Below are 22,590 nucleotides of genomic sequence, written 5' to 3'. Positions count from 1 at the left end.
CCCCCCCCCCCCCCCCGGCTCGCAGACGCGCTGTCCCACGAGACCGTGACGGTCGGAGGCCGACGACCTGCCGGTCCAGGACGACGACGGCACGGCCTGCGTCGTCGCGTCTCGAACGGGAACGCCGACCTCGGCATGTACACGCCGAACGCCGACTGCATCGGCATCGACAGCCTGGTCGCCGACCCGTGGCCCGGCACCTTCCGGGAGGCGCCGGCGCTGTTCGAGCGGGGCGGCGTCTACTTCATGCTCACGTCCGGCACCAGCGGACGGCAGCCCGACCAGCAGCGCTGTGCCACTGGGTTCAGGCGGTGGGGCGTGGGCGTCCGGAGCACGCGCTGAGCGGTCTCGGGCGCGTGTACCGCTCGGTGAGGGGCGGGAGTCGCCGCACCAGCTCGGTGACGTCCTCCGATCCGATGTGCAGCGAGCCGAGGCCGGCGCGCACGGCGGCCCGGTAGGCGCGGCCGAGCTGCTGCACAAAGGCCGTGCCCTGCTCGGTGAGCGCCACGTGGGCCGCGCGCGCGTCCCTCGGGCAGGGCGTGCGGCTCAGTCGTCCCCGCAGGCACTGGCGGTTGACGCAGCGTGACACGCGGCTTCTGGAGAAGCCGAGGGAAGTGGCCACGTCGGTGACGTGCAGGACCTGGCCGCCGGATCTGTGCAGGAGAAAAAGCACCGCGTGCTCCTCCAGGGAGACACCGAACTGACGTTGCAGCGCCCTGTTCACCGAGGTTTCGAGCAGGCGGCTGAACAGCGCGAGTGTCTCGCAGGCCTCGATGTCCGCCGTGGCAGGGGCTTCCGTCATGGAGAGGGGCTCGTTTCCTGAGAGGGTTCGTGATCGGAGGAGCGGGCGGGGTCATGTTCCGGCCGGGTCACTCACCGGGCCAGCGGGTCGGAAGCCGCCCAGGGTCGACACAGGGCGAGGAAGCAGCCGGCCGCGGCCAGTGCGAGGCCGAGGACCGACGCGGCCATGGGCAGCGCGGTGGACTGATCGCCCAGACCGGCCAGGGCGGGCGCCAGGGCGCCCATGAGGAACTGCGCGGTGCCCAGCAGGGCGGAGGCGCTGCCCGCCGCATGGGGAGCACGTTGCAGGCAGAGGGCGGTGGTGGTGGGCAGGATCATGCCGACCGGACACGCGGTGAGGAACAGAGCGCCGGCGATCCAGGGCAGCCCCGCCTGGGTGGCGGTGACGAGGAGAACCAGCGCGGTGCCGGCGCAGCCGAGCAGAGCCAGGCCCGCCGCCAGCACTCGGTGCGTGGGGAAGCGGCCCAGCAGGAACGTGCCGTTCAGCCGGCCCGTGGCGACCAGTCCGACGGAGTTGAGGGCGAAGAGCAGGCTGTACGTCTGCGGGGAGGCCCCGTAGATCCGCTGGAGGGTGAACGAGGAGCCGGAGATGTAGGCGAACAGGGCGGCGAAGCTGAGGCTGCCGGTGAGCAGATAGCCGGTGAAGCGGCCTTCGCGGAGCAGGTCGCGCATGGTGCGCAACGTGGTGGGCAGCCCGCCGGCACGGCGACGCGACGCCGGCAGGGTCTCGGTCATCAGTGGGACGGTGGCGGCGAGGACCACCAGCCCCAGCGCGGTGAGGGCGGCGAAGACGCCACGCCACGAGGTCAGGCGCAGCAACTGGGCGCCGAGCACGGGCGCGAGGATCGGAGCGGTGCCGGACACCAGCATCAGCGAGGACAGCAGACGGGCGGCGGCGAGTCCGTCGTACAGATCGCGGACGACGGCCCGCGCGACGACGATGCCCGCTGCGCCGGCGAGCCCCTGCACCAGACGCAGGGCGACGAGCATGCCGGCATTCGGGGCGAGGGCGCACAGAGCGCCCGCCGTGACGTACACGGCCAGCCCCGTCAGCAGCGGTCGGCGTCGGCCCAGCGTGTCGCTGAGCGGGCCGATGACCAGCTGGCCGACGGCGATGCCGATCATGAACGCCGTAAGGGTCAGTTGCGTGACGGTCTGTGAGACGTGCAGGTCGCCGCTGACCTGGGGGAGGGCGGGCAGGTAGAGGTCGATGGTGAGCGGGCCGAGCGCGGTCAGGGACCCCAGGATCAGGACGAGTGCCAGGCGGTGGGGTCGGCCGGGAGCGTGCGGATCCGTTCGGTGACGCTGTGCGTCCTCGGCGGTCTGGGGTGTCTCGGACATGGATGTTCCTGGGGAGGCGCGGAGCGGCGGGCCGCGGGGGAGGGCCCGTGGCGTCAGCGGTAGAAGGTGGGCCAGGACGAGGTCCAGCACGGCGCCGCCCACCTGTCCGGCCATCAACTCGGCCGCGGGTCGGCGATCCGGGACCGGAAGTCGGCGATTCGAGGGGAAGGCGACTCGGTCAGGCGGCGGGGAAGAGGGACCGGTTGGCGATGTCGATGATGAACGGACCGACATACGCGGGGTAGCGGTCCACGATCGCCTTCTTGTACGCCTGACCGTCGTCGCCGAGCAGCTCCCGCGCGTCGGCGAGGTAGCCGCGGATCTCCTCGTAGACCTCCGGTCCGGCGGGCAGGCCGTGACCTGCGAGGATCGTGTCGTAGCCGGACTCGGCGGCCAGCGCGTCGACCAGCTGCTGCCAGCCGGTGACGTCGTTGTTGCCCAGGTAGAGGTGGACGTCGTGGTAAACGAGGTCCTGGGCCACCAGCACGCCCTGGTCGGGCAGCTTGACGACGAGTTGGTCCGCGGCCTCACCGCCGGAGACGGCCTCGAACACGAACGGGACGCCGTCGATCACCTCGGTGCCGGGCGTGATGTCCGTGCTCGGAGTCAGGTCGGTGGCGGGAACGACCAGTCCACTGGGCAGCTTGCCGGCGGGGCGCGCGGCGATCTGCTCGCGCACCCGGGGCAGTACGTGGACCGGCGCGTCGAAGCTCGCCGCGCCGTTGTAGTGGTCCGGGTGCGCGTGGGTGACGATGAGCCGGTCGATCGGCTTGCCGAGCCCCCGGGCGTAGGCGGCGGCCTCGTCGGCGTAGGCCGGGTTCAGCTGGGCGTCGATCGCGACGATCCGGGCCGGGGTCTCGATCAGCTGGGTGGTGGCGTGGAAGGTGTCCGCCGGGGACATGTAGCTGTGGATGCGGACCGCGCCCTTGTCGAGGACCGTGACCGTGCCGTTCATGAGGATGCTCCTGCGGTGAAGGACGGCCGCTCGCCGTCGTGATGTCCTCCACTCTCGTCGTGAAACCGCAGGCGGGCGAGATAGCCTGGAGACACTGCATGGTAATTCGAGGACATTCGGAGACAGTGATGGCTCCCGTACACCCCGACGGTCCCGGTCCGGCGGACGGCGGAGCCATCCTCCGGCTCGGCTTCGATCCGCCCCACGAGCACGTCCCCGGCTTCGAGGTCATCGACCTCGCGACACTGCACGAACGGCGGCGCCGCCGAGGCAGGCGGCCCGACCTGGTGCACCGCGTCGACTTCCACACCTTGACCCTCATCACCGAGGGCAGCGGAGAGCATGCCGTCGACTTCGTGACGTACCCCTGCCGCCCGGGCACCCTGCTGTGGGTCCGTCCCGGTCAGGTGCAGAGTTTTGTGCGGCCGGGCACCGCCAACGGCACGCACCTGCTGTTCACCCCGGCCTTCCCGCCGCACAGCAGCAGCGCCGACCGGCTGGTGAACGAGTGGTACGGGCCCGTGTGCCGGCAACTGGGGGCGAGCCCCACGTACGCGGTGCTGTCCACTCTGCTGGGCCAGTTGCGGGCGGAGTACGGCCGGCCGGAACAAGCCGTCTCGGCGGAGATCCTGCAACTCCTGCTGGCCACGGTGCTGTTGCAGATCGACCGGCTGCCCCACGCCGAAGGCGGCGCCGACCCGCACGCCGGCGGCGAGGTGTACGCCCGCTTCCGCGCCGAGCTGGAACGCTCCTACGCGGCCACACGCCGCGCCGCCGACTACGCGCACCGCCTCGGCTACACGGTCAAGACCCTCACCCGGGCCTGCATTGCCGCCACCGGTCAGCCCGTCAAACACGTCATCGACGGCCGTGTCGCGCTGGAGGCGCAACGTCTGCTCGCCCACACCGACGAACCCGTGGCGACGATCGCCCGCCGTCTCGGCTTTCCCGAACCCACCAACTTCGGCAAGTTCTTCACCCGTCACACCGCTGTCACCCCCGGTGCTTTCCGGCAGGTGCACCGGACTCAGCAGTGACCCGGTCCGGCGTCGGGGCCGGGACGGCACGCGGCGACGGCCCTGAGGCCGCCGCCGCGTTTTCTCGGTGCATCCAAGGCTCGGCGAGGGTCAGCGCTTCGTGTAGATGAAGCCGAGCTTGTCGATCTCGTCCCCGGCGCGGCCGTGGAACCCGGAGAGCTGCCACCCCGACGGCGCGGTGCGCGTCACGCAGTCGGACGTGGTGGTCCCGCCGGACAGGCTGCGGCCGAGGTTAGTGGTGAACTTGGCGGAGAAGACGCGCGTGAGGCCGTCCTTCTGGCCCTGGCACAGCTGGGCGGAGGTGACGTACTCACCGCTGCCCATGGTCAGCGTCGACACCGTGCCGCCGGTGCCGCCGTGGGTGAGGACCTTGCCGCCCGCGAGGGTCAGAGCCACGCCGTCGACGCGGGAGCCGCTGCGCAGCGAGATGCTGACGGGGCTCGCTCCGGCGGGTACGGCGTCGATGTCGTTGTAGTAGTCGCCGTGGGGTCCGCCGAACTGGTCGCTGAGCTGGTAGGCGGGGTTGCGCGACCAGGAGAATCCGACGGCGACGGGGTCGTGGTCGGAGAGCATGAGTCCGTCGGCGGTGAGGAACTTGGCGTGCTCGTTGTTGTAGGACGTGGCGTCGAGCGTGACCAGTGCGCTGCCGCGGTAGAGGACCTTGTCGACGACCTCGCAGGTGTTGGGCACGGTGGGGCCGGTCTGGTCGCAGACCAGGGCGTCGGTGCCCTTGGCGGGCGGGGTGCCGCCGCGGACGAGTTTCACCCAGGCGTCGGTGAGTCCGTTGCCGGCGGCGAACTCGGCGATGGTGTCGCCGGAGCGCGTGTAGCGGGTGTTGGTGTCGCCCATGACCACGACCGCGTTGCCGGCGGAGTGGGTCTTGATGAAGGCCGTCAGCTGGGTGAGGTTGTCGGCGCGTGAGGCGAGGTCGCCGTCGTTGGTGCCGGCGTTGGTGTGCAGGTTGTAGAAGTCGACGTAGACGCCCTCGGCGAGCCGTTCCCGTATGAACGTGAAGCCCTTCGGAGTCAGGCAGTCGCCGGAGTCGACCTGACAGGAGTTCCAGTGCACCCGCTCGAAGTCGTCGGCGTCGTAGGGGAGTTTGGACAGCGTGTTGAGCCCGCTGCCGATGCCGGCGCCGCCGCTGGTCGGGGTGCGGTAGGCGTGTGCGGTGTCGGCGGCGTAGAGGTAGGAGTGGTAGTTGAAGTCCTCCTCGACGTGCACGATGTCGTAGGGCGCGATGCGCTGGCCGATGGCCGTGGTGCTGGTGTCGCGGGGCGTGGAGGCGCTGGACAGGATCGCCGGCAGTCCTGCGACGTTGTAGGTGAGGGTGCTGAACGAGCCGGACGCCGGATCCGCGGCGGCGGGCGTCGCGGTCGCGACGAATCCGCCGCAGGTGATGGCCGCGGCCGTGAAGCAGGTGAGAAGACGGCGCATGAAGGGGAGCTCCTGTGAGTGGGGAGGGGCAGCGGGAACTTACCGCTGGTAACTCGCTTCTGTCGTCGCCTCTGTCGAGGGAGATCAAATCTTGACCGCGCGGTCTAGTCCATGGGGCGGGCTGTGGCTGGCCGCCCGGTGTCGGACAGGTGAACCTCTCGACATGCGGCCGAACGGATGCATGTTTGGCGGCCATTTGACCCGAGTCCCCTGATGGCGTTCGTGAGCTGCGGCAGGGGTGAGTGGGTGGCGGGCAGGGGCAGGGGCAGGGGCAGGGGCAGGGCTGCGGCGAAGGGTGAGCGGGTGACGGACGCGCTCGCCGGGCGGCCCGTGCGATCCCCGGAATATCTGACGAGTCAGGTATTGTTGGTCCGGTGAACCGCTCGCACCAGGCGGGCGCCACACCTTTCTGTCGAGGTCCTCGATGAAGCTGATCTATGTTTTCGACGCCTACTGCGGTTGGTCGCACGGTTTCTCCCCGACGCTCAGCGAGGTGACGTCACGGCATCCGGAGCTCGCCGTCGAGGTCGTCTCCGGAGGCCTGTTCACCGGATCGCGCCGGGTGCCGATCCGCGAGTTCGGGTACGTCCAGGGCGCCAACGCCGCCATCGCCGAGCAGACCGGCGCCGAGTTCGGCGAGGCGTACGAGAAGCTGATCGCCGACGGCTCCTTCGTCATGGACTCGGAGGCGGCCGCCCGTGGGCTCGCCGCCCTCACGCAAGCCGCTCCCGCGCGTGCGGCGGAACTGGCCGTGGCTCTGCAGCACGCCTTCTACGTCGACGGGCTCAGCCTCTCCGATCCGGAGACCTACCGGAAGATCGCCGAGCATGCGGGCCTGGGTGCGGCGGATGCCGTCTCCGCCTTCGAAGCGCCCGGGACGCGGACCGCGGCCGAAGCCGACTTCGCTCGCGCCGCCGCGCTCGGCGTCGACGGCTTCCCCACCCTCCTCGCGGTCGACGGCGAGCGCACGACCGTGCTGGCGCGCGGCCGAGCCACCACCGGCGAGGTGGAGCGGCGTCTCGCGGCGTTCTCCGTCCCCGGCCCGTCCTGACCGCCCCGTCCCCTACCGCCACCCCGTCCCCGATCACCCCCGAAGGAACCATCATGAGCACGCTCGACTTCAAGATCATCGACCTCGACTTCCCGGTCGGCAGCAAGAACAAGACCGCCACCCTCGTCACCGGCGAGAACGAGGCGCTGCTGGTGGACGCCGCCTTCACCCGCGCCGACGGGCACCGCCTGGCCGCCGAGATCCTCGACTCCGGCAAGCAGCTGACCACGGTCTTCGTCAGTCACGCCGACCCCGACTTCTACTTCGGCGCCGAGGTTCTTGCCGACGCCTTCCCGGGAGCCAGGTTCGTCGCCACCCCGCTCGTCATCGAGCACATCCAGCACTCCTACGAGGGCAAGCTCAAGGCGTGGGCGGCACTCGGCCCCAACCTGCCCACCCGCCTGGTGGACCTCGAGCCCCTCACCGGGGACATCACCCTGGAAGGCCACACCTTCCAGCTCAAGGGCGGCCCGGCCGCGCTGCCGGACCGCCACTACCTGTGGCAGGCCGAGCACCGCGCCCTGCTCGGCGGTGTCCTGCTCTTCCAGCAGGAGCACGTGTGGGTCGCCGACACCCCCACTCCCGGTGACCGCGCCGCCTGGATCGACGTCCTCGGCGAGATGGCCGCCCTGAACCCGGAACTGGTCGTACCGGGTCACCGTCTGCCGGGCACGGCGGCGGACGCGACCGCCATCACCGCCACCCGCGACTATCTGCTCGCCTTCGAGGAGGAGCTCGGCAAGGCCGCCGACGGCGCCGCCCTGACCGAGGCGCTGGTCGAGCGCTACCCGGACAACGGGATGCTCATCGCCGCACAGATCGGCGCGAAGGTCGCCAAGGGCGAAATGAAGTGGGGCTGACATGAGCGAGTTCGCGACCTCCGCCGCCCCCGCAGACGTCGTACGCCGCCAGTACCTGGCCTCCGCGGCCGGTGACCTGGAGGCCCTCCGGGCCACCCTCGCCCCGGACGTCGAGTGGACGGAGATGGCCGGATTCCCCCTCGCCGGCACCTACCGCACTCCCGACGGCGTCACCGCCAACGTGATGGAACAGCTGGGCAAGGACTGGACGGGCTGGACGGCCCACGACGACACCTACGTCGTCGACGGTGAGAACGTCGTCGTACTGGCCCGGTACACCGCCCGCAACAACGTCACCGGCAAGGCGATCGACGTCCGGGTGGCGCACCACTTCGTCGTGCGCGGCGGACTCATCGTCCGCTTCGAGCAGTTCGTCGACACCGCGCTCGTCCGCGACGCCATGGCCGACTGACCCGTCCGGCCGGCTCCACCACCACATCCGCACCAGCGCCCGTACGCCGCGACGCACCGCGTCGCGTCGCGGCGTACGGGCGGTGGAGGAGGACGACTTCCCGCCCACCCGCATCCGCTCGCCCGACGGCCTGGCGGTGAGCCTTCGTGGCGCGTCCGGGCACACCCCGCCCCTGTTCGCGTCCGGCCACAGCCCGCCCCTGTTCGCGTCCGGCCACAGCCCGCCCCTGTTCCACGCGGGAGGACCGTGTCCCGGGTGAGGACCGGTCAGGCGACGGTTCCCGTCACCGAACCTCCGTTCTTGAGCACGCGGTAGGTCACGGTGGCGCCGCTCCAGAAGTGGAAGACGAGCGTTGCCTGCGCGTTGTCGCGCAGTGCGTTGAGGAAGTCGGGGGTGAGGAGGAGCCGGTTGCCGGAGTAGTCAGGGCTGAAGGACACGTTGAACTCCTGGAACGGAGTCCAGTTCGTCGGGCCGGCGTTGCCGCCGTCGGCGTACCTGGCCTCCATGGTCGCCAGCTGGTCGCCCCGGTACTGGGTGGGGACGGCGAGAGGGCCGGTGTCGCCGTTCGCGTCGGACAGCACCGGCCTGTCGTACGTGGTCACGTGGATCTGCCAGGGCAGGCCGAGGGAGAACCGGGCCTCGATCGTCGAGTTGACCCCGTAGGCCCGGTTGCCGGCCAGGCGGGTCAGCGCGGAGGCCGTCAGCGTGAGCTGGTTTCCGGAGAGGGAGTAGTCCCGGCCCTGGACCAGCCGTGTGCTGCCCTGCCAGAGGCCCTGGAAGGCGGTGCCGTTCGGGTTCAGCGTGAGCGACCTGGCCGTGACGGCGCTCGACTTCGCCAGGAAGATCCGGTCCGAGGAGGCGGTTCCCGAGCGGGTGGTCCAGCTGGACCTGATCGCGGCGAACAGCGCGGGGTCGCTCCACTGCTGTGTCGTTCGGTTGAGGTAGGCCCAGGTCCCGGGGTCCCACAGGGCCGTCGTCACGCCGGCGGTGCGGGCCTCGTAGCCGAGTTGCTCGTAGTACTTGAGCGCCTCGCCCCGCTCGATCCGGGAGGGATGGTTGGAGTCGGGGTACGCCAGCAGACCGTATTCACCGAGGTAGACGGGGATGCCCTTGGAGGTGAACGTGGAGCGGATGCGGGCGAAGTGGTCGCTCATGTCCTTCTGCGAGGTGGCGTCGAACTGCGTGCCGCCCGCCACGTTCACGCTGAACGGGTAGTAGCCGTAGTAGTGCACGGTGGGCACGAGGTTGGGGTCGTTGAGCGACCGCATCGCTCCGGCCAGGGCGTCCAGGAACGTCTGGCCGGAATTGGTGTGCAGGGTCGGCAGGACGAGCAGACGGGTGGCGTTGTTGCCGCCGGACCGGCGCACCAGCGCGTGGAACGCGGCGTTCAGCTCGTTGTTGTACTGGATGCCCTGGGCGTCGGTGGTGTTGGTGAACTGCGGTTCGTTGTTGCTCTCGAAGAGCAGGCTCTGCGGGGCGTCCCGGAACGTGGCGGCGATCTGGGTCCAGGTGGCTTTGAAGCGGGCCAGGACGCCGTCATGGTCGGTGGGCATGGCGGCGAGCCACTGCCACGAGTCGTGGTGAACGTTGATCACGACGTAGAGGTCGTCGGCCAGGGCCAGGTCGACCACCTGCTTGACGCGGTTCATCCACGCCGCGTCGATGGCATAGGGGGCGGTGGGGGACTGGTGGTCGGTCCACGTCACGGGGATCCGGACACTGCGGAAGCCCTGGGTCTTGACGGTGTCGAACAGGGCTTTGGCGGCCTGCGGGTTGCCCCAGGACGTCTCGTCGGGGATGGCGTCCAGGGTGTTGCCCAGGTTCCAGCTGGGCTGCATCGCGGCCACCGTGCTCATGGGGCTCTGCGCCCGGTGCGCGGGCGCCGCGGACCCGTTCTCGTGGGGTGCGGCGAGGGCGGTGGTTCCGGTCAGCCCCATCGCGGCGACCAGCGCCACCATGAGGCCGAGCAGACGCCGGGGGTCGCCTCTGCGGAGGCCGGTGGAGTGGTGACTTCCCTTCATCTCTGACCCTTCTTCGTAGCCCGAGCGGGGATTCCGCCGGTGGGGTGAGGAACAGGTGGTGGAGAGGACGGGCCCTTCTCGGAGGAAGCGCGAGGCCTGTTCGGGAGGTCCGCTCGTCAGCCGCGCAGGCAGCGTTCCCGGCGAGTGTCGAAGCGCTTCACCTGGCGGTGAAGGTTAGTGACATGCTCCTCACTGAACAAGAGGTGATAGCCCCTGGACTTCACGCTCGCCCGGTTATTGACGGTGCAAGGAACGGGCCGGCAGTGTCGAAGCGCTTCAACGCGCCGCCTCAGGACTGGGCAGGGGTCCACTCCGTGGGGTCTGTGTCCTTGCCCGCACCGGCCCGGAGGCGCCGCGAAGCGTCATCCCGCCGGATCCGTCAGTCGGTGGTGCGCAGCGCGTTCCAGGTGTCGGGTCGCACGACGCCGTTGGCCTTGAGCCCACGGTCGCTCTGGAAGGTCTGGACCGCCGCCTGTGTGCCGGCCCCGAACTCACCGTCCGCGTCGGCGCCGCCCTCGCCGTACCCGCGCTTGGACAGCATGCACTGAACCTGCTGTACGCGTCTGCCGGTGTCGCCGAGGCGGGTGCGTGCCTTGCCGGCGTAGTACGTGCACTCGGAGAGCCAGGGCGCCGTGTCGGTCACGGGGGACGGCGCGGCGCTGGAGGGCGTGGCGGAGGGGGAAGCGTCCGGTGCGGCGCCGGGAGCCGAGGCGTTGACGCGTCCGCCGGCGGGGGATGCCGACGGCTCGGCGCCCGGGGAGGCGGTCCCGGTCGTGCCGCCGCGGTTCTCGACGGCTGCGCCGTCCACGTCGGGGCGGGCGTTCACGCTCGTACCGGGGGAGACCGGTGGCGTGGAGGCTGCGCCGGGTTCGACGCCGACGGCCGTCGTGACGCCGGTTTCCGGAGAGGCGGTGGCGGGGTGATCCTGGCCGGTGAGCAGAAAGGCCGCCGCGCCCACGGCGCAGGTCGAGAGGGCCGCGGCGGCGATCAGCAGCGGCTTCCGCCGGTTCCGCGCGGGGGTCTGGGCCGTTCCCGACCGTCCGGCCGGTGTCGCGTCCGGGTCGTTCTCCGCCGACGGTGACGCAACGCGGGCGACGGGCGCAACGGGTGGCTCGGGCTCATGCGTCGGCCCGGCCGGGACCGCCGACGGGTCACCCGCCGACCGCAGGCGGGGCGTGCCGGCGGCCGGCAGGCGGAGCAGCGCCTCGTACGCCCGCTGCCGGGCCCGCACCTTCGCGTTCAGCGGCTCCGGCCAGTCGGCCGGCACGGCGTGGGTCCCGGCCGTGGCGATGAGCTGCTGCGGCGTCGGGCGCTGTGCGGGCTCCTTGGCCAGACAGGCGGTCAGCAGCGCGCCGAGCTCCGGGTCCGCCGCGGAGATCTCACCGATCACCTCGGGGTGGGGTTCCTCGAACGCCACCCGGTGCATCACGTCGACGCCGGTGCCGTCGCCGAACGGGGCCCGGCCCGTCAGCGCGTAGGCCAGCGTCCCGGCGAGCGAGAACACGTCCGACGCCGTGTCGGAGCGGCCCTCCCGCAGGTGCTCGGGCGACATGTAGGCCGGTGTGCCCACGCGGTTGCCCGTACCGGTGATGGCACTCGCGTCCGCGGCCTTGGAGATGCCGAAGTCGATCACGTGCGCGCCCCGGACGGACAGCAGCACATTGGACGGCTTCAGGTCCCGGTGCACGATCCCCTCGACGGCGAGCTCGGCGAGCGCCCCGCCCAGTTCCCCCACCAGACGCCAGACGGCGGCCGTCTCCAGGGTGCCGTCCTCGCGTACGGCCTCCGCCAGGTCGAAGCCGGGGAGGTATTCCGTGGCCATCCACAGCAGTTCGTCCTCGAAGCCCGTACCGCACAGCCGTGGCGTGTGCGGCGTCCGAAGCCGGGCGTGCACCGACGCCTCCCGTTCGAACCGGCGCCGGAAGCTCGGATCCTCGGCGTACTCGGGCCTGATCACCTTCAGTGCGACCAGTCCCGGACTCCCGTCCGTGGGACGGGCCAGGTAGACGCGTCCCATGCCCCCACTGCCTAACAGTGCCACCGGCATATACGGGCCGACGCGTCCGGGGTCGCCGAGCCGCAGTGGTGAGGCACCGGTCTGCCGCAGCGTGGCCGCCGCATCGTCAGCAGGTCCCGGTCGCTGTCCCGACAAGAATTCCCCCGAAGTGACTTTCGATGAACGTTAGTTCGCCCCCATGGAAGACGAGGCTAGCCCAGCCTGCGCGTTCGTTCAGCGAATCGGCGACTTCTGCCGTGCCCCGCCTTGACGGCGGCGAGGTCCGCGAGGGCTCCGAGGTGCGGCTCCGCTCCGGGGCGCGGCCGCCGCAGGGAGTCGATAGTAGCCATGGATATAGAAGCCATGTACTCTACTTTCGGCAAAGCGCACCGTTCCTGACCGGCGACGACAGCACCCAGGGGAGAACACCATGACCACCACCGCGCCCGGCTCCACCGAATCCCGCGCCCTGGGCCTGGCCCACTACGCCGCCCGCGGTGTCCTGGAGCACGTGCTGGCCCGCCACGGCATCACGTTCCAGCAGCAGGTCGTCCTGCGCGCCGCGGTCACCGCCGGCGCCCCGCAGAGCCCGGACGATCTCGTCGACCAGGTACGCGCCTCCCTCAAGGCCGATCCGGCCGGCATCCGCGTCTCTCTCGACGAGTTGCTGGCCCGTCGGCTGCTCGTCGCGGACGGCGCGCACCTGCGTCCCACGGCCGCGGGGCGTGACCTTCTCACCGCGGTCGGGGCGGAGACCGCCCCCCTCTCCGCCCGGATATGGGGCGGGATACCCGCCGATGACCTGGCCGCAGCCGGCCGTGTCCTCACCCTCGTCGCCGAGCGCGCCGACGCGCAGCTCGCGGCCTTGAGCGCCGAAGGGCCGGACCACGGGAGCGGTCCGACATCGCGGTGACGCCACTCCCTGCACCTCGCACTGTCGTCGTGGTCGCGAGGCCTGCGGAGGCTTGGGCATCCGGTCGGCTGTCTCCGTCCACAAAAGGCCGCGGTCGAACGCGTCCAGCACCTCCTCCAGCCCGGGCAACTCGTCGTCCGACGCCCCTTCGGGCGTGGCGTTCCGGTGGGCGGTCGCCGCGTCGCCCGTGCCCTGCGCCGAGGAGCGGAGTGCCCTGGCCACGGCGACGCGCAAGGGCCGGGACCAACCCTCGGCGTCGGCGACGGCTCGGGCCATGACGAGGTCCTCCCAGATCATGCGCCGCAGTCGGGTCGCCTCGGACGTCAGGGTGCGCGCCTCCAGCTCGGCGAACACCCGCTCCGCGTCGTGCAGGAGGGTGAGCGCGGTCCGCTCGCCGTCGCAGCCGTCGGGCCGGCCGTCGTCGGGCAACCGCTCGATCAGGGCGATCCGTTCGGCGGTCGGCGGGCGCGAGTCGTACCGGTGCGCCCGCGGTGAACGCCGACCCGCGGCCGCGAGCCCCCTCCTCCGTCCGCGCGGCGAGGAACCGCGGGTAGCCGCCGTACGCCTCTGTCCTGCTGCGGCCTCGGCGCCACTCTTCCGCACCCTGCCGGGTGGTTCCGCCGGACTGGGCCGGGGACGATGAAGCCGAGTGAACAAAAGGCGTGAAAATCATGAAACCATGACGAAGGGTCCGACCTGATGAACGACGGTGTGTCCGGCGTGAAGGCAAGACCGCTGCGGGGCCGCGTCGCTTGCGCCGTCGCCGGTCTGACGGCGGCGGTGGTGGGCGCCATGTCGCTCGTCTCGTGCAGCAGCGGCGACGGTGACGACGGCGGCGCTTCCTTCACCCCGCGCCCGTCCGCTCCCGACACGGCGTCCTTCTCCGGTGCCGCGCCGTCCGCACTCGGCTCGCTCGGTGCGTCCGTCAAGGAGTCCGTCCGCGCTGCCGCTTCCGCCGCCGCCTCCTCCGCCTCGGCGCGGGCCTCGGAGTTCGAGGCGTCGGTGTCCGCGGAGGTCGCCCGCGCCAACCAGGCCGCCGAGAAGAAACTGAAGAACCTCGAAGGCCGGGGCAACGCTATTGCGGACGTCTCGATCACCGGAAAGCCGCGTGCCGAGACGGGCGGCCTGCTGGCCGTCATCGTGAACATCACGAACAGCACGGACGAGACGGCGTCCTTCGCCGTCCAGGTCGACTTCCGCGACTCCGACGGCAAGGTCGTCGAGACGCGCTTCGTCGGCGCGGACGACCTCGCCGCCGGCGCCCGGGCCCACCCCCTCGCCATCAGCCGCAAGCCGCCCGAGCCGGCACTGACCGCCGAGGTCGCCAAGGCCGAGCGCTACTGACCACGCCGGGGCGCCCCGGTCACCGTCACCGTCACCGTCACCTGTACCGCCCCCGCTACAGCTCCCGCCCGGCCCCGGCCCCGGCGCCGCTCCCGCCTCCGCCCCAGCCTGCGACTCTGCGCCGCCTGACGCGCTCGCACCGGACGTCCGCCGGCGCGGCATCGTGCGGCGCGACGCGCTGCGCGGAGAGCCCGGGCAGCGCGGACACGGTGGGACGCCGTGGGACACCGGGGCGAACCCGGTGACCACGTCGGTCAGGAGGCGGTCAGCCCGCCGGTGCAGGCGGCACCGGGTTCCGGGGTCTGCGCACCCTGGACGTACCTGAGCAGGAACTGTTCGACCCTGGCGTCGGAGGCCTTCTCTACCGTCAGCTGACGGCCCCAGGCGGACAAGGTGATGGTCCCGGTCTGGGACTTGACGGGGCTCATGAGCGTGTAGGGCGTCCTGTCGACCCTGTCGGCGAGGGCCTTGACGTCGGAGTCGGCGGCCCGGCCGTTGTAGGTGACCCAGACGGCGCCGTGCTCGAGGGAGTGGACGGCGTTCTCGTTCGTTATGGCCTCGGCGTAGACCGTGCCGTCGCACGTCATCCACGCCTGGTGGTGGTCGCCGCCCACGGGAGGCTGCATCGGGTACGTGACGGCGGTGGCGACGTGGTTGCGCCCGAGCTTCTCGGCGTCCCAGGTCTTCTCGCCGGGGACCGGCTTCTCCGCGGTGGCGGCCTTCTGCGCCTCCCGCTCGTTCGCGTCGTCGATGGCATACGCACCCCAGCCGACGAGAGCGGCGACGATGACGCCGCTGAGGGTGACGGTGAGGATGCGGTTGCGGCGCTCACGGGCTCGCTCGGCGCGGCGCATCTCCTCGATGCGGTCCTTGCGGGATGCGGCGGCGGCCTTCTTGCTGGTCTTGCTCATGACAGGGTCGTCCTCGTCTCCGCCGTGCGGCGGTGAGTACAGGGGGAAAGGGCGGATGCCGGTGCGCTCAGGGGCGCGTGGCGTCCGTCTAGATCCGCTGCACGTTGAGGACGTGGAGATCGGGGGCGCTCCGGGAAGGCGGCAGACCGGTGGCACGGACGGTGACCGTCTGGCGGACCGGAGGCGGTGAGCACGGCAGGACGACCGGCAACGGCTGCGGCGTCGCGGGGACCAGGGCGGGGCCGCCGTGCGCGGACCGGGCGCAGCACCCGTCGCCCGAGTGGCAGTCGCCCGGATGCGCCGAGGCCACCGCGTGGTGCGTGGCGGCCCGGCCGTCCGCCGCCGGCTGCGCGGCGGCCGAGGCGGTGACAGGGATCGCGGCGGTGACTGGGATCGCGGCGGTCACGGCGGTGACCGCCTGCCGGCCGGCGGTGCTGTGGGTCGCGGAACCCAGGCACATGGCCACGACGACGAGCAGCATCGCCAGCACGGCGCAGAGCGCGACGGGCGAGGTCTTCGCCTCCGCGTCACAAGGCCGGTGCCGGGTCTGGCTGTTCATCACCGCGATGCTAGCGCCGTGGGCGCACGCACCGATCGCCGGGGCCGGACGGTGAGGCACTCGCGGACGACCGGCCGGCCGGGTCGGGGACGGGGAGAACCCCGGTGGCAGTCCGCCTGCGCGGGCCGCCGCCTTCGATGCGTCACGGGGCGACGGCGGGGTGAGGCGGTCAGCGCTCGCCCCGCCGCCGATGTGCCGCGTCAGTTCTCGCCGGAGGACCTGGATGACTCGGAGGACCCTGAGGACTCGGAGGGGCCGGAGAGGCGCTTGACCAGCCACCAGGCCCCGCCACCCAGTACGAGGAGGGCGACCACGATGACGGCGACGAGGGCGCCCAAGGACATGCCGTCGTCCTCGGCAGCAGCCGTGTCGGCAGCCGTGTCGGCGGCGGTCGGCGAGGCGTCCGGCTCGCTCGCCGTGGTGGTCGGAGTGGAGGCGGCCGTGCTGGGAGTCGGACTCGGCGTCGCCGTCGGGCTGGCGGCGACCGGCTTGGCGCCCGGGGCCGCGGCCTTGAGTTTCAGGACCGGCGCGGGCTGCTCGGGCTCCTTGCCGCCGGTGGGCAGCTCGATCCAGCGGGAGACCTCACCGTCGCTGTAGGTCTCGACGGTCTTGAACACGAGCTCCTTCACGTTCGGCAGCTGGCGAACCTTGATCTTGTACTCGGCGTCGACACCGGTCTTCAGCGCCGGGCCGGCCAGGGTGTAGCCGTCCGCGGCCGCGGTCAGCTTCCAGCCCTTGGGGCCCTCGTCGAGGGTGATGTCGGAGGGGGCGATTCCCTCGGGAAGGACCACGCGCACGTCGGTGAAGCCCGCCGAGTCGGACTCGGCCTCGGAGACGAAGCTCAGGGTGACGTTCTCGGCGAGCGCCTGGGGCTTGTCGGCCTCGACCTCCGCGTGCGCGGCGGCCGGGGAGGCAAGGGCGAGGGTGGCCGTCAACGCGAGGGCGCCGGCGAGGACGAGACGACGGCCGGCACGCGCCGACGGACGGGTGGAGAAGGACACGGGACGGGTGGAGAGGGACATGGGACGGGTGGAGATTGGCACGGGGACTCCTGGCTGACAGGGGTGGATGCGGCCCCCGCAGTGACCGGGGCCGGTGAACGAACGAGAGGGCGTCCCCGCCGAGGCGGTCCCCTGCGCACCACCGCGTGCTCCAGCACCTCCTCCCGTGCCTGTGCCGCCGCCTCGAAGAACGCGCCGGACCGCAGACGGGGCGGCCGGGCGGCCGGCCGGTCCGGATCGGTGAGCGCCCGGGGCCGCAGGGCCAGCGCGGACGCGGCGGCCCCGGCGAGGGTGCGGAGCGTGCCGAGCGCGGCCCTCATCCGGGTGTCCGCCCGATGCAACAGCCAGGCCACCACCAGAGCGGCGGTCGTGTGCACCATGGTCATCGCCGCTCCGGCGTGATGCCAGGAGTGGCCGTCGCCGACGGCGGTCATGTGCCCTGCGTGCGAGGTGTGCCCGGTCGCGGCCATCGGGGCGTCGCCGTCCGCGCAGGACAGCGCGAGGTGCAGCACACCCTGCGTGGCCAGCGTGACCCCGATCGTGGTGACCGGGGCGCAGCGCCGTCGCGCGAGCGGCCAGATTGCCGAGAACTGCGCCACGGTCAGCACGGTCACCAGCCGCCAGGGCACCGTGCCTTCGGCGATCGCGTGGTGGCCGAACGCCGCGAGGACGGTGCCGAGCACGGCGAACAGCCCGGCCCGCGCGCAGGTTTCGGCGCGGCCGGCCCGGTCCGCCTCGGCACGTCCATGGTCTCCGGTCACCTGATCAGCCGGCACGGCAGCCCATCATCCCCTCGACGCCCGGGCGCGTGGGCGCGGTCGCGGTCGCCGGCCCGGGCGCCGCGCGCCGCAGCGCACTGCGCGCGCCGACCATGACCTGCCACTGGTTCGGGGCGGTCGGTCGTCCGTCGTCGGCGACTCCGTGGCCGGCACGTGCGTTCACCTCGACGTATACGTCGGATCGGGTGGGCCCGTTCACCTGGACGGATCCCATGAGGCGATCTTTCGGGGCGGTGCGCGCGGTTCCCGCGGACGGGCGCCTGCCGCGGCGGCGTCGCCGAGACCGCCAGAGACCGCAGGAGGCCGCGGGCGGCCGAAGGCGAACAACCCGCCACGGAACGTCCGGCGGGCGTTGATCAGTTCTTCGAACGGCTCCCATGAGTTTTGTAGAAAGCCCTTCCACCGCCCCTTCGGCTTGCCACTCTCTTCCTGCACACCGCGGATGTCATGTCCGCAACCACCGAACCGCCGATGGGATTCCCCATGCCTCGAACCAGCAGGACCTCCCGGCTCGTCAGAACCACGACCGTCGCGGGCAGCGCCCTCGCGCTCACGGTCACCCTGTCGGGCAGCGCCTCCGCAGGCGTGCTGCAGAACCTCCCCGAGAACGCCACCACGTTCCAGGCGTACTTCGAGCCCGTGTACGACTACGACACGGACTCGTGCTACCCCGCCGCCGCCATCGACCCGGCCGGCAACCTCAACGGCGGTCTGAAGCCGACCGGTTCTGTCACCGGCCAGTGCCGCGGCGGGCACCTCGACCACGCCAACACCTACTCGCGGGCCAAGTGCAACAACGGCTGGTGCGGGATCATCTACGCCAGCTACTTCGAGAAGGACGAGGCCTCGCCCGGCATCGGCCACCGCCACGACTGGGAGTGCATGGTCGTCTGGGTCGTCCAGGGCGCGAACACGCCGTCGTACCTGTCCGCCTCCCGGCACGGCGGGTTCAGCACCCATCCGATCGCCGACGTCCCGATGAGCGGCCAGCGCGTCATGGCCGTCTACCACAAGGACGGCGCCAGCACCCACGCCTTCCGCTTCGCCCAGTGGGGAGAGACGGCCGAGAACGACACCGGCGCCTGGCACCAGGAGAACCTGCTCACCTGGGACAACCTGGCGCCCAACCTGCGCAACACTCTGAACGGCTCCGACTGGGGTGACGCCAACCTCCCCCTCCAGGACTCCAAGTTCAACGACACGCTCAACAAGGCCAAGCCGTCCGGGATCCCCTTCGACCCGTACGCCTGACGCCCGCAGGGCGCGGTCCCCACGCACCCCTCGCAGCGGGGTCGGCTCACCGGCCGGTCCCCGATGCACGACGATCGGCCGCCCCCCACACGCAGGGGCGGCCGATCCGAGACGGACGACGCCATGTGAAACGGACGCCCCGCGCCCGCCGAAGGTCAGAAGCTGCCGTAGTTGACCTGCCAGGTCGGCAGGCCCATCCGGCGCCACACCGCGACGACACGGTCCCGGTCGTCGAGGGAGACCCGCACCGCGAAGCGGTGACGCACATGCCGGTCGAACAGCTCCGCCTTCACCACGTCGTCGCGGCGGCCGTCACCCGCGGCGCGCATCCACAGCTCGTCGTACGGCACCTCGTGCGCACGCAGCCATGACTCCGTCCGCTCGCGGTGCTCCTCACCGCGGCCCGACAGCAGGACGACGACATCGCCGTCGGCGCTCCGGAAGGAGCGCAGCGCACCGCGCACCGACACGTTGAGCAGGTCCTCCTCGCAGCGGGTGAAGTCGAACGGGCCCCGGGCGCCCCGCAGGGCGAGCGTGCCGTCGATGTCGCACATGACGGCCGAGGGGAGGGCCGGGTCCGCGATGTACGGCTCGACGGACGGCTCGTCGTTGAGCCACTCCGCGGTGAGCCGCCAGCCGCCCCGCCTCGCCACGCCGTTCTTGTGGGCCAGGAGGCGGATGATCTCCTCGCCGACCGCTCGCTCCCGCTCGGCGTCGCGCCGGATGCACTCCTCCACCGGCACGTCGGTGAAGTCGTGCACGACGAAGGTGGCCTGTCCCGCCACAGCGGCCTTCAGGCGTTTCGGTATGTGCGGAGTCATGTGCGTGTTGTCCACCACGACGTCGAAACCGCCGTCGACGGCCGCGCGCACCGCCGCGTCCTGGATCGCCAGCACGGTCTGCTCGTGCGCGTGCGACCGGCCGCGCTCGGGCGCCGGGACGTCGAGCATCGCCCGCAGGTCGTCGAGGTTGACACGACGCATCCGGCCCTCGGACTCCGCCTGCATCCTGCGCGCGGCGGTCGTCTTCCCCGAGGCCGGAAGCCCCGTCATGACGTGTACTACGGGCACGGTCAGTTCTCCTCGTCGGTCTTGAACGGGTCGGACGCCTCCGGCCGGACCGAACGGTACGTCACGAACCCGGTCGGGCGCCCGTCGAGGCGCAGGAACATCGCGGGGCGCAGCGCCGCGTCGGGCAGCGCGCCGACGGCGCGGGCGAAGGCCCCCCGGTCGCCGGCGAGCGGGGCGAGGGAACTGAACGCCTCGTCGATCGCCCGCTCGCGTTCGTCCACCTGCTTCTCGATGCCCGCGATGACACCGCGCACCCAGCCGTCGAACTCGTCGGGCACCTGCTCCAGCAGCGCGTCCAGGGGTCGGCCCCCGGACGCGGCGACGTCCTCGACCGAGCAGCCGAGTGCCTGGGCCACCTGCTTGGCGGGCAGCCCCGCGAACCGCTGGATGCCGTGACCGCGCCAGACGTCCCGCTCTGTCACACCGGTGAGGACCTTGTGGAGCCGGACGTACTCGGCCAGCTTGGCCTTGGCCCGCACCCCGGAGGCGAAGCGCAGCACGAACCCCTCGGCCTCGGTGCCGGTGGCCGCCCGGCCGCCGGGAAGCCGGTTGCCCTCGGCGAGGGCCAGCAGTTCGCCGAGCGGCATGGCGGGCCACACGGTGACGACCGAACCGATGCCGCCCCAGTGAGTCTCGGCCTCCGGCAGGGCGACTTCCGTGCCGTCCTTGGCGAACGCGGCCAGCAGCACCAGGTCACGGCGCTCGCCGTAGTCGACGACGATCCGGTTCTGCGGGTACAGGACCTCGGCCAGGTAGGTCACCCCGGGCACCAGAGCGGAGGTGTCCTTCCCGTCGAGCAGACGCTGCGCCCAGGTGGCCTGGGCGCTGATGAACGAGCCCTTGGACGCGACCCGCCACCGCCCGGCGTAGTGGAAGACCACCGCCAGACTGCCGTCCACCTTCTCGTACACCTCGAACGGCTCGTCCGGGAGTTCGGGCGCGTAGGGCTGACGGGCCTCGTGCTCACCGACGTTGAAGAACTTGGGCAGCGGCAGCGCGACGATCTCACCGGTGACGTCGTCGGCGACAAGGCCCCGACAGCGGGTCGTCACCCGGTTCCACACCCGTTCGTACTGACAGACCCGCGTGTACGTGTAGATGGACAGCGGCAGTTCCGGGTGCGGCTTGCGCGTGACGTGCCCCGCGTCGAGCGCGGCCGCCAACTCCTGCGGCGGCAGCAGCTCATGAAGAGTCAGGTTGACCTGGCTCATGGTGTTCCTCCCCTTGCTGATGCCTGATTGTCACGCGAGGGGAGGGCCGGTGAACAGCCATTTAGCCGCGGACACGGCGCGGGTCAGGCCCACCGCGCCGCTGGTCAGCGCACCAGCAGATCGATCACGCCCGTCAGATCCTCCTCGCCGCCGCCCTCGGCCAGGCGGCGGCGCATCAACTCGAAGTAGGGGGTGAGCAGTTCTGGACTGACTCCCTGCTGCTCGGCCGTGCTCAGGAAGGTCGGCGTGCCGGCGACCTGCATGGCGAGATTCGAGACGACGCCTTCGGTGTAGTCGCCCCTTTGCAGCTGCTCGGCGGTCCGGTGGACTGCCGGGGCCATCGCCACGAGCCAGTCGGCGAGCAGCGGGGCGAGCGTCGCTGGATCGATGTCCTCATTGCGGATCAGAGCGAACGCGTGCGCGGCACCTGCGAACATCCCGTACATGGCGCTGAGCAGGGCCACGTCGTGCAGGGCCGCGAAGCCCGCGTCCTCGCCGACGTAGGCGGTGCCGACCGGGACCGCCAGAGTCTCCCGGTGCTGCTCGAACAGTTCGCGCGAGCCGCTGAAGAAGACGTAGCCGCCTGCTTCGGGGACGCCGATCATCGGCGGGACGGCCATGATTCCGCCGTCCAGGTAGCGGGCCCCACGGTCGCGGGCCCACCGCGCGCGTGCGCGGGCCTGGGCGGGCGTGCCGGTGGTCAGGTTGACGAGATCCCGGTCGGCCAGGTCGATCCCGGCCAACGCCTCGTCGACCGAGGTGTCGTCCAGCAGACAGACGACGGTCAGGGTGTTCGCCGCGACCGCCTCGGCGGCGGTGTCCGCGACCCTCGCACCCTCGGCGGCGAACTCCGCGGCGCGGGCCGGGGTGCGGTTCCAGACGGTGAGCGGGTGGCCGGCGGCGAGCCAGCTGCGAGCCAGCGCGGCCCCCATCGCGCCGAGCCCGAGTATCGTGACGGGAGTCTTCTCCACGGTGTTCTGTGTCATGACGATCAGGCTGGTCACAGAACCGAAGACGATCAAGTACGCACTTTGCGGTGGGTGGTTGCCCCGAGGTGAGCGAGCACGTCAGAAGGGTGGGGCATGACGACGCTGAACCGGCCGGGCACACCGGACGGACACGTCTGCGGGATCGACACCGCGATGGAGGTGATCGGCGGCAAGTGGAAGGTGCTGATCCTCTGGGCGCTCCACGAGCACCCGCACCGTCGCTTCGGCGAGCTGCGTCGCCTGCTTTCGGGGGTCACCGAGAAGGTGCTGGCCTCCCACCTGCGTGAGCTGGAAGCGGACGGTGTCGTGCACCGCGTGTCCTATGACGAGGTGCCGCCCCGCGTCGAGTACTCACTGACCGAGGACGGCAAGCGTCTCAACGACGCACTCCAGCCGCTGGCCGTCTGGGGCCGCGAACGGGCGACCTCCCGGGGACCGGAGGAGAAGCCGGACCGGCTTCCGTTGTGAAGGCGCCGGCCACAGCGGCTCGTCGAGGGCCACGACCGGCACGCCGGCCTCTTCGCGCCTGGACGGCCGGCCACTGGTGAGATCAGTGCCCTCGGCCTGGCTCGGGAAGGGGGCGCAGAGGCCTTCCACGGGCTCCGGCACGCATTTCGGGCGCACTGCGCCCCGCGCGCGGTGGGGTGCGGGCGA

The 22,590-nt window shown here is 71.5% G+C and carries 22 protein-coding genes and 1 pseudogene; 9 read left to right on the top strand and 14 right to left on the bottom strand.

The genetic code is table 11. The features are described from left to right. Positions 1 to 342, top strand: a pseudogene (locus ACN6LD_RS10435) (hypothetical protein); the annotation flags it as partial. On the opposite strand, the gene ACN6LD_RS10430 reads toward ACN6LD_RS10435, so the two are convergent. The 3 genes from ACN6LD_RS10430 to ACN6LD_RS10420 form a co-directional block, all read right to left on the bottom strand. Then, the gene (locus tag ACN6LD_RS10430) at positions 305 to 802 is read right to left on the bottom strand and encodes a MarR family winged helix-turn-helix transcriptional regulator (protein ID WP_445042960.1); all 498 of its coding nucleotides are present in this window, start codon (positions 800 to 802) and stop codon (positions 305 to 307) included. The pseudogene ACN6LD_RS10435 and the gene ACN6LD_RS10430 overlap by 38 nt on opposite strands. 71 nt (positions 803 to 873) lie before the next feature. Further along, entirely contained in the window at positions 874 to 2,142 is a 1,269-nt protein-coding gene (locus tag ACN6LD_RS10425) for a multidrug effflux MFS transporter (RefSeq protein ID WP_319189758.1), read from the bottom strand. Between the two features lie 178 nt (positions 2,143 to 2,320). Next, the gene (locus tag ACN6LD_RS10420; protein ID WP_445042959.1) at positions 2,321 to 3,097 is read right to left on the bottom strand and encodes an MBL fold metallo-hydrolase; all 777 of its coding nucleotides are present in this window, start codon (positions 3,095 to 3,097) and stop codon (positions 2,321 to 2,323) included. A 128-nt stretch (positions 3,098 to 3,225) separates the two neighbouring features. On the opposite strand from ACN6LD_RS10420, the gene ACN6LD_RS10415 reads away from it, so the two are divergent. Further along, complete coding sequence (locus ACN6LD_RS10415) at positions 3,226 to 4,134, top strand: AraC family transcriptional regulator (RefSeq protein ID WP_445042958.1); 909 nt, start codon at positions 3,226 to 3,228, stop codon at positions 4,132 to 4,134. Between the two features lie 90 nt (positions 4,135 to 4,224). Here ACN6LD_RS10415 and ACN6LD_RS10410 read toward each other — a convergent pair whose 3' ends face one another. Then, positions 4,225 to 5,568 (bottom strand): jacalin-like lectin, encoded by a 1,344-nt coding sequence (locus ACN6LD_RS10410; RefSeq protein WP_445042957.1) that lies wholly within the window; start codon positions 5,566 to 5,568, stop codon positions 4,225 to 4,227. Positions 5,569 to 5,992: 424 nt separating this feature from the next. On the opposite strand from ACN6LD_RS10410, the gene ACN6LD_RS10405 reads away from it, so the two are divergent. The 3 genes from ACN6LD_RS10405 to ACN6LD_RS10395 are packed head-to-tail and all read left to right on the top strand — an operon-like array spanning position 5,993 to position 7,891. Continuing rightward, positions 5,993 to 6,619 carry a DsbA family protein gene (locus tag ACN6LD_RS10405; RefSeq protein ID WP_319189765.1) on the top strand — a complete coding sequence of 209 codons (627 nt, stop codon included), beginning with the start codon at positions 5,993 to 5,995 and terminating at the stop codon, positions 6,617 to 6,619. A gap of 53 nt (positions 6,620 to 6,672) precedes the next feature. After that, on the top strand, positions 6,673 to 7,479 hold the full coding sequence (locus ACN6LD_RS10400) for an MBL fold metallo-hydrolase (protein ID WP_319189766.1): 807 nt from the start codon (positions 6,673 to 6,675) through the stop codon (positions 7,477 to 7,479). Between the two features lies 1 nt (position 7,480). Next, positions 7,481 to 7,891, top strand: a complete 411-nt coding sequence (locus tag ACN6LD_RS10395; protein WP_445042956.1) for a nuclear transport factor 2 family protein — start codon at positions 7,481 to 7,483, stop codon at positions 7,889 to 7,891. A 266-nt stretch (positions 7,892 to 8,157) separates the two neighbouring features. On the opposite strand, the gene ACN6LD_RS10390 is transcribed toward ACN6LD_RS10395, so the two are convergent. Both ACN6LD_RS10390 and ACN6LD_RS10385 read right to left on the bottom strand, forming a co-directional pair. Continuing rightward, a complete protein-coding gene (locus ACN6LD_RS10390; protein ID WP_445042955.1) occupies positions 8,158 to 9,912 on the bottom strand; it encodes a cellulase family glycosylhydrolase in 1,755 nt (584 codons plus the stop codon). Between the two features lie 379 nt (positions 9,913 to 10,291). Next, positions 10,292 to 11,929 (bottom strand): protein kinase domain-containing protein, encoded by a 1,638-nt coding sequence (locus tag ACN6LD_RS10385; RefSeq protein ID WP_319189770.1) that lies wholly within the window; start codon positions 11,927 to 11,929, stop codon positions 10,292 to 10,294. Between the two features lie 409 nt (positions 11,930 to 12,338). On the opposite strand from ACN6LD_RS10385, the gene ACN6LD_RS10380 reads away from it, so the two are divergent. Further along, complete coding sequence (locus tag ACN6LD_RS10380; RefSeq protein ID WP_445042954.1) at positions 12,339 to 12,821, top strand: MarR family transcriptional regulator; 483 nt, start codon at positions 12,339 to 12,341, stop codon at positions 12,819 to 12,821. Positions 12,822 to 13,520: 699 nt separating this feature from the next. Then, on the top strand, positions 13,521 to 14,165 hold the full coding sequence (locus tag ACN6LD_RS10375; RefSeq protein WP_445042953.1) for a hypothetical protein: 645 nt from the start codon (positions 13,521 to 13,523) through the stop codon (positions 14,163 to 14,165). A 254-nt stretch (positions 14,166 to 14,419) separates the two neighbouring features. Here ACN6LD_RS10375 and ACN6LD_RS10370 read toward each other — a convergent pair whose 3' ends face one another. The 5 genes from ACN6LD_RS10370 to ACN6LD_RS10350 form a co-directional block, all read right to left on the bottom strand. Then, positions 14,420 to 15,076, bottom strand: a complete 657-nt coding sequence (locus tag ACN6LD_RS10370; RefSeq protein WP_445042952.1) for a DUF3105 domain-containing protein — start codon at positions 15,074 to 15,076, stop codon at positions 14,420 to 14,422. An 88-nt stretch (positions 15,077 to 15,164) separates the two neighbouring features. Then, complete coding sequence (locus ACN6LD_RS10365) at positions 15,165 to 15,635, bottom strand: hypothetical protein (RefSeq protein WP_445042951.1); 471 nt, start codon at positions 15,633 to 15,635, stop codon at positions 15,165 to 15,167. Positions 15,636 to 15,835: 200 nt separating this feature from the next. Next, entirely contained in the window at positions 15,836 to 16,636 is an 801-nt protein-coding gene (locus ACN6LD_RS10360) for a DUF1775 domain-containing protein (RefSeq protein WP_445042950.1), read from the bottom strand. Further along, positions 16,567 to 17,412: a hypothetical protein gene (locus ACN6LD_RS10355; protein WP_445042949.1), complete on the bottom strand. Its 846-nt coding sequence runs from the start codon at positions 17,410 to 17,412 to the stop codon at positions 16,567 to 16,569. The genes ACN6LD_RS10360 and ACN6LD_RS10355 overlap by 70 nt, the downstream gene beginning before the upstream one ends. Then, positions 17,402 to 17,629, bottom strand: coding sequence for a hypothetical protein (locus tag ACN6LD_RS10350; protein WP_319189783.1), 228 nt, complete (start codon positions 17,627 to 17,629; stop codon positions 17,402 to 17,404). The genes ACN6LD_RS10355 and ACN6LD_RS10350 overlap by 11 nt, the downstream gene beginning before the upstream one ends. A 269-nt stretch (positions 17,630 to 17,898) precedes the next feature. Between ACN6LD_RS10350 and ACN6LD_RS10345 the strand changes: the two genes are divergently transcribed. Then, positions 17,899 to 18,666, top strand: a complete 768-nt coding sequence (locus tag ACN6LD_RS10345) for an NPP1 family protein (RefSeq protein WP_319189785.1) — start codon at positions 17,899 to 17,901, stop codon at positions 18,664 to 18,666. A gap of 155 nt (positions 18,667 to 18,821) precedes the next feature. On the opposite strand, the gene ACN6LD_RS10340 is transcribed toward ACN6LD_RS10345, so the two are convergent. The 3 genes from ACN6LD_RS10340 to ACN6LD_RS10330 all read right to left on the bottom strand — a co-directional run bounded on the left by ACN6LD_RS10340 (position 18,822) and on the right by ACN6LD_RS10330 (position 21,933). Next, entirely contained in the window at positions 18,822 to 19,736 is a 915-nt protein-coding gene (locus ACN6LD_RS10340) for a phosphatase domain-containing protein (protein WP_319189787.1), read from the bottom strand. A 2-nt stretch (positions 19,737 to 19,738) separates the two neighbouring features. Then, entirely contained in the window at positions 19,739 to 20,947 is a 1,209-nt protein-coding gene (locus ACN6LD_RS10335) for a T4 RnlA family RNA ligase (RefSeq protein WP_445042948.1), read from the bottom strand. A 104-nt stretch (positions 20,948 to 21,051) separates the two neighbouring features. Then, on the bottom strand, positions 21,052 to 21,933 hold the full coding sequence (locus ACN6LD_RS10330) for an NAD(P)-dependent oxidoreductase (protein ID WP_445042947.1): 882 nt from the start codon (positions 21,931 to 21,933) through the stop codon (positions 21,052 to 21,054). Positions 21,934 to 22,029: 96 nt separating this feature from the next. On the opposite strand from ACN6LD_RS10330, the gene ACN6LD_RS10325 reads away from it, so the two are divergent. Further along, positions 22,030 to 22,404 carry a winged helix-turn-helix transcriptional regulator gene (locus tag ACN6LD_RS10325; protein ID WP_445042946.1) on the top strand — a complete coding sequence of 125 codons (375 nt, stop codon included), beginning with the start codon at positions 22,030 to 22,032 and terminating at the stop codon, positions 22,402 to 22,404. Positions 22,405 to 22,590 lie beyond the last annotated feature (186 nt).

It is taken from the genome of Streptomyces sp. SAS_272 (assembly GCF_052543235.1).
The sequence above is the reverse complement of the archived record's forward strand: the minus strand, read 5'-3'. Positions and strand labels throughout refer to the sequence as shown.

Bases quoted from the DNA above. Each gene is read 5' to 3' on its own strand.
- ACN6LD_RS10430 (WP_445042960.1), bottom strand. From the start codon at position 802: ATGACGGAAGCCCCTGCCACGGCGGACATCGAGGCCTGCGAGACACTC.
- ACN6LD_RS10425 (WP_319189758.1), bottom strand. From the start codon at position 2,142: ATGTCCGAGACACCCCAGACCGCCGAGGACGCACAGCGTCACCGAACG.
- ACN6LD_RS10420 (WP_445042959.1), bottom strand. From the start codon at position 3,097: ATGAACGGCACGGTCACGGTCCTCGACAAGGGCGCGGTCCGCATCCAC.
- ACN6LD_RS10415 (WP_445042958.1), top strand. From the start codon at position 3,226: ATGGCTCCCGTACACCCCGACGGTCCCGGTCCGGCGGACGGCGGAGCC.
- ACN6LD_RS10410 (WP_445042957.1), bottom strand. From the start codon at position 5,568: ATGCGCCGTCTTCTCACCTGCTTCACGGCCGCGGCCATCACCTGCGGC.
- ACN6LD_RS10405 (WP_319189765.1), top strand. From the start codon at position 5,993: ATGAAGCTGATCTATGTTTTCGACGCCTACTGCGGTTGGTCGCACGGT.
- ACN6LD_RS10400 (WP_319189766.1), top strand. From the start codon at position 6,673: ATGAGCACGCTCGACTTCAAGATCATCGACCTCGACTTCCCGGTCGGC.
- ACN6LD_RS10395 (WP_445042956.1), top strand. From the start codon at position 7,481: ATGAGCGAGTTCGCGACCTCCGCCGCCCCCGCAGACGTCGTACGCCGC.
- ACN6LD_RS10390 (WP_445042955.1), bottom strand. From the start codon at position 9,912: ATGAAGGGAAGTCACCACTCCACCGGCCTCCGCAGAGGCGACCCCCGG.
- ACN6LD_RS10385 (WP_319189770.1), bottom strand. From the start codon at position 11,929: ATGGGACGCGTCTACCTGGCCCGTCCCACGGACGGGAGTCCGGGACTG.
- ACN6LD_RS10380 (WP_445042954.1), top strand. From the start codon at position 12,339: ATGACCACCACCGCGCCCGGCTCCACCGAATCCCGCGCCCTGGGCCTG.
- ACN6LD_RS10375 (WP_445042953.1), top strand. From the start codon at position 13,521: ATGAACGACGGTGTGTCCGGCGTGAAGGCAAGACCGCTGCGGGGCCGC.
- ACN6LD_RS10370 (WP_445042952.1), bottom strand. From the start codon at position 15,076: ATGAGCAAGACCAGCAAGAAGGCCGCCGCCGCATCCCGCAAGGACCGC.
- ACN6LD_RS10365 (WP_445042951.1), bottom strand. From the start codon at position 15,635: ATGAACAGCCAGACCCGGCACCGGCCTTGTGACGCGGAGGCGAAGACC.
- ACN6LD_RS10350 (WP_319189783.1), bottom strand. From the start codon at position 17,629: ATGGGATCCGTCCAGGTGAACGGGCCCACCCGATCCGACGTATACGTC.
- ACN6LD_RS10345 (WP_319189785.1), top strand. From the start codon at position 17,899: ATGCCTCGAACCAGCAGGACCTCCCGGCTCGTCAGAACCACGACCGTC.
- ACN6LD_RS10335 (WP_445042948.1), bottom strand. From the start codon at position 20,947: ATGAGCCAGGTCAACCTGACTCTTCATGAGCTGCTGCCGCCGCAGGAG.
- ACN6LD_RS10330 (WP_445042947.1), bottom strand. From the start codon at position 21,933: ATGACACAGAACACCGTGGAGAAGACTCCCGTCACGATACTCGGGCTC.
- ACN6LD_RS10325 (WP_445042946.1), top strand. From the start codon at position 22,030: ATGACGACGCTGAACCGGCCGGGCACACCGGACGGACACGTCTGCGGG.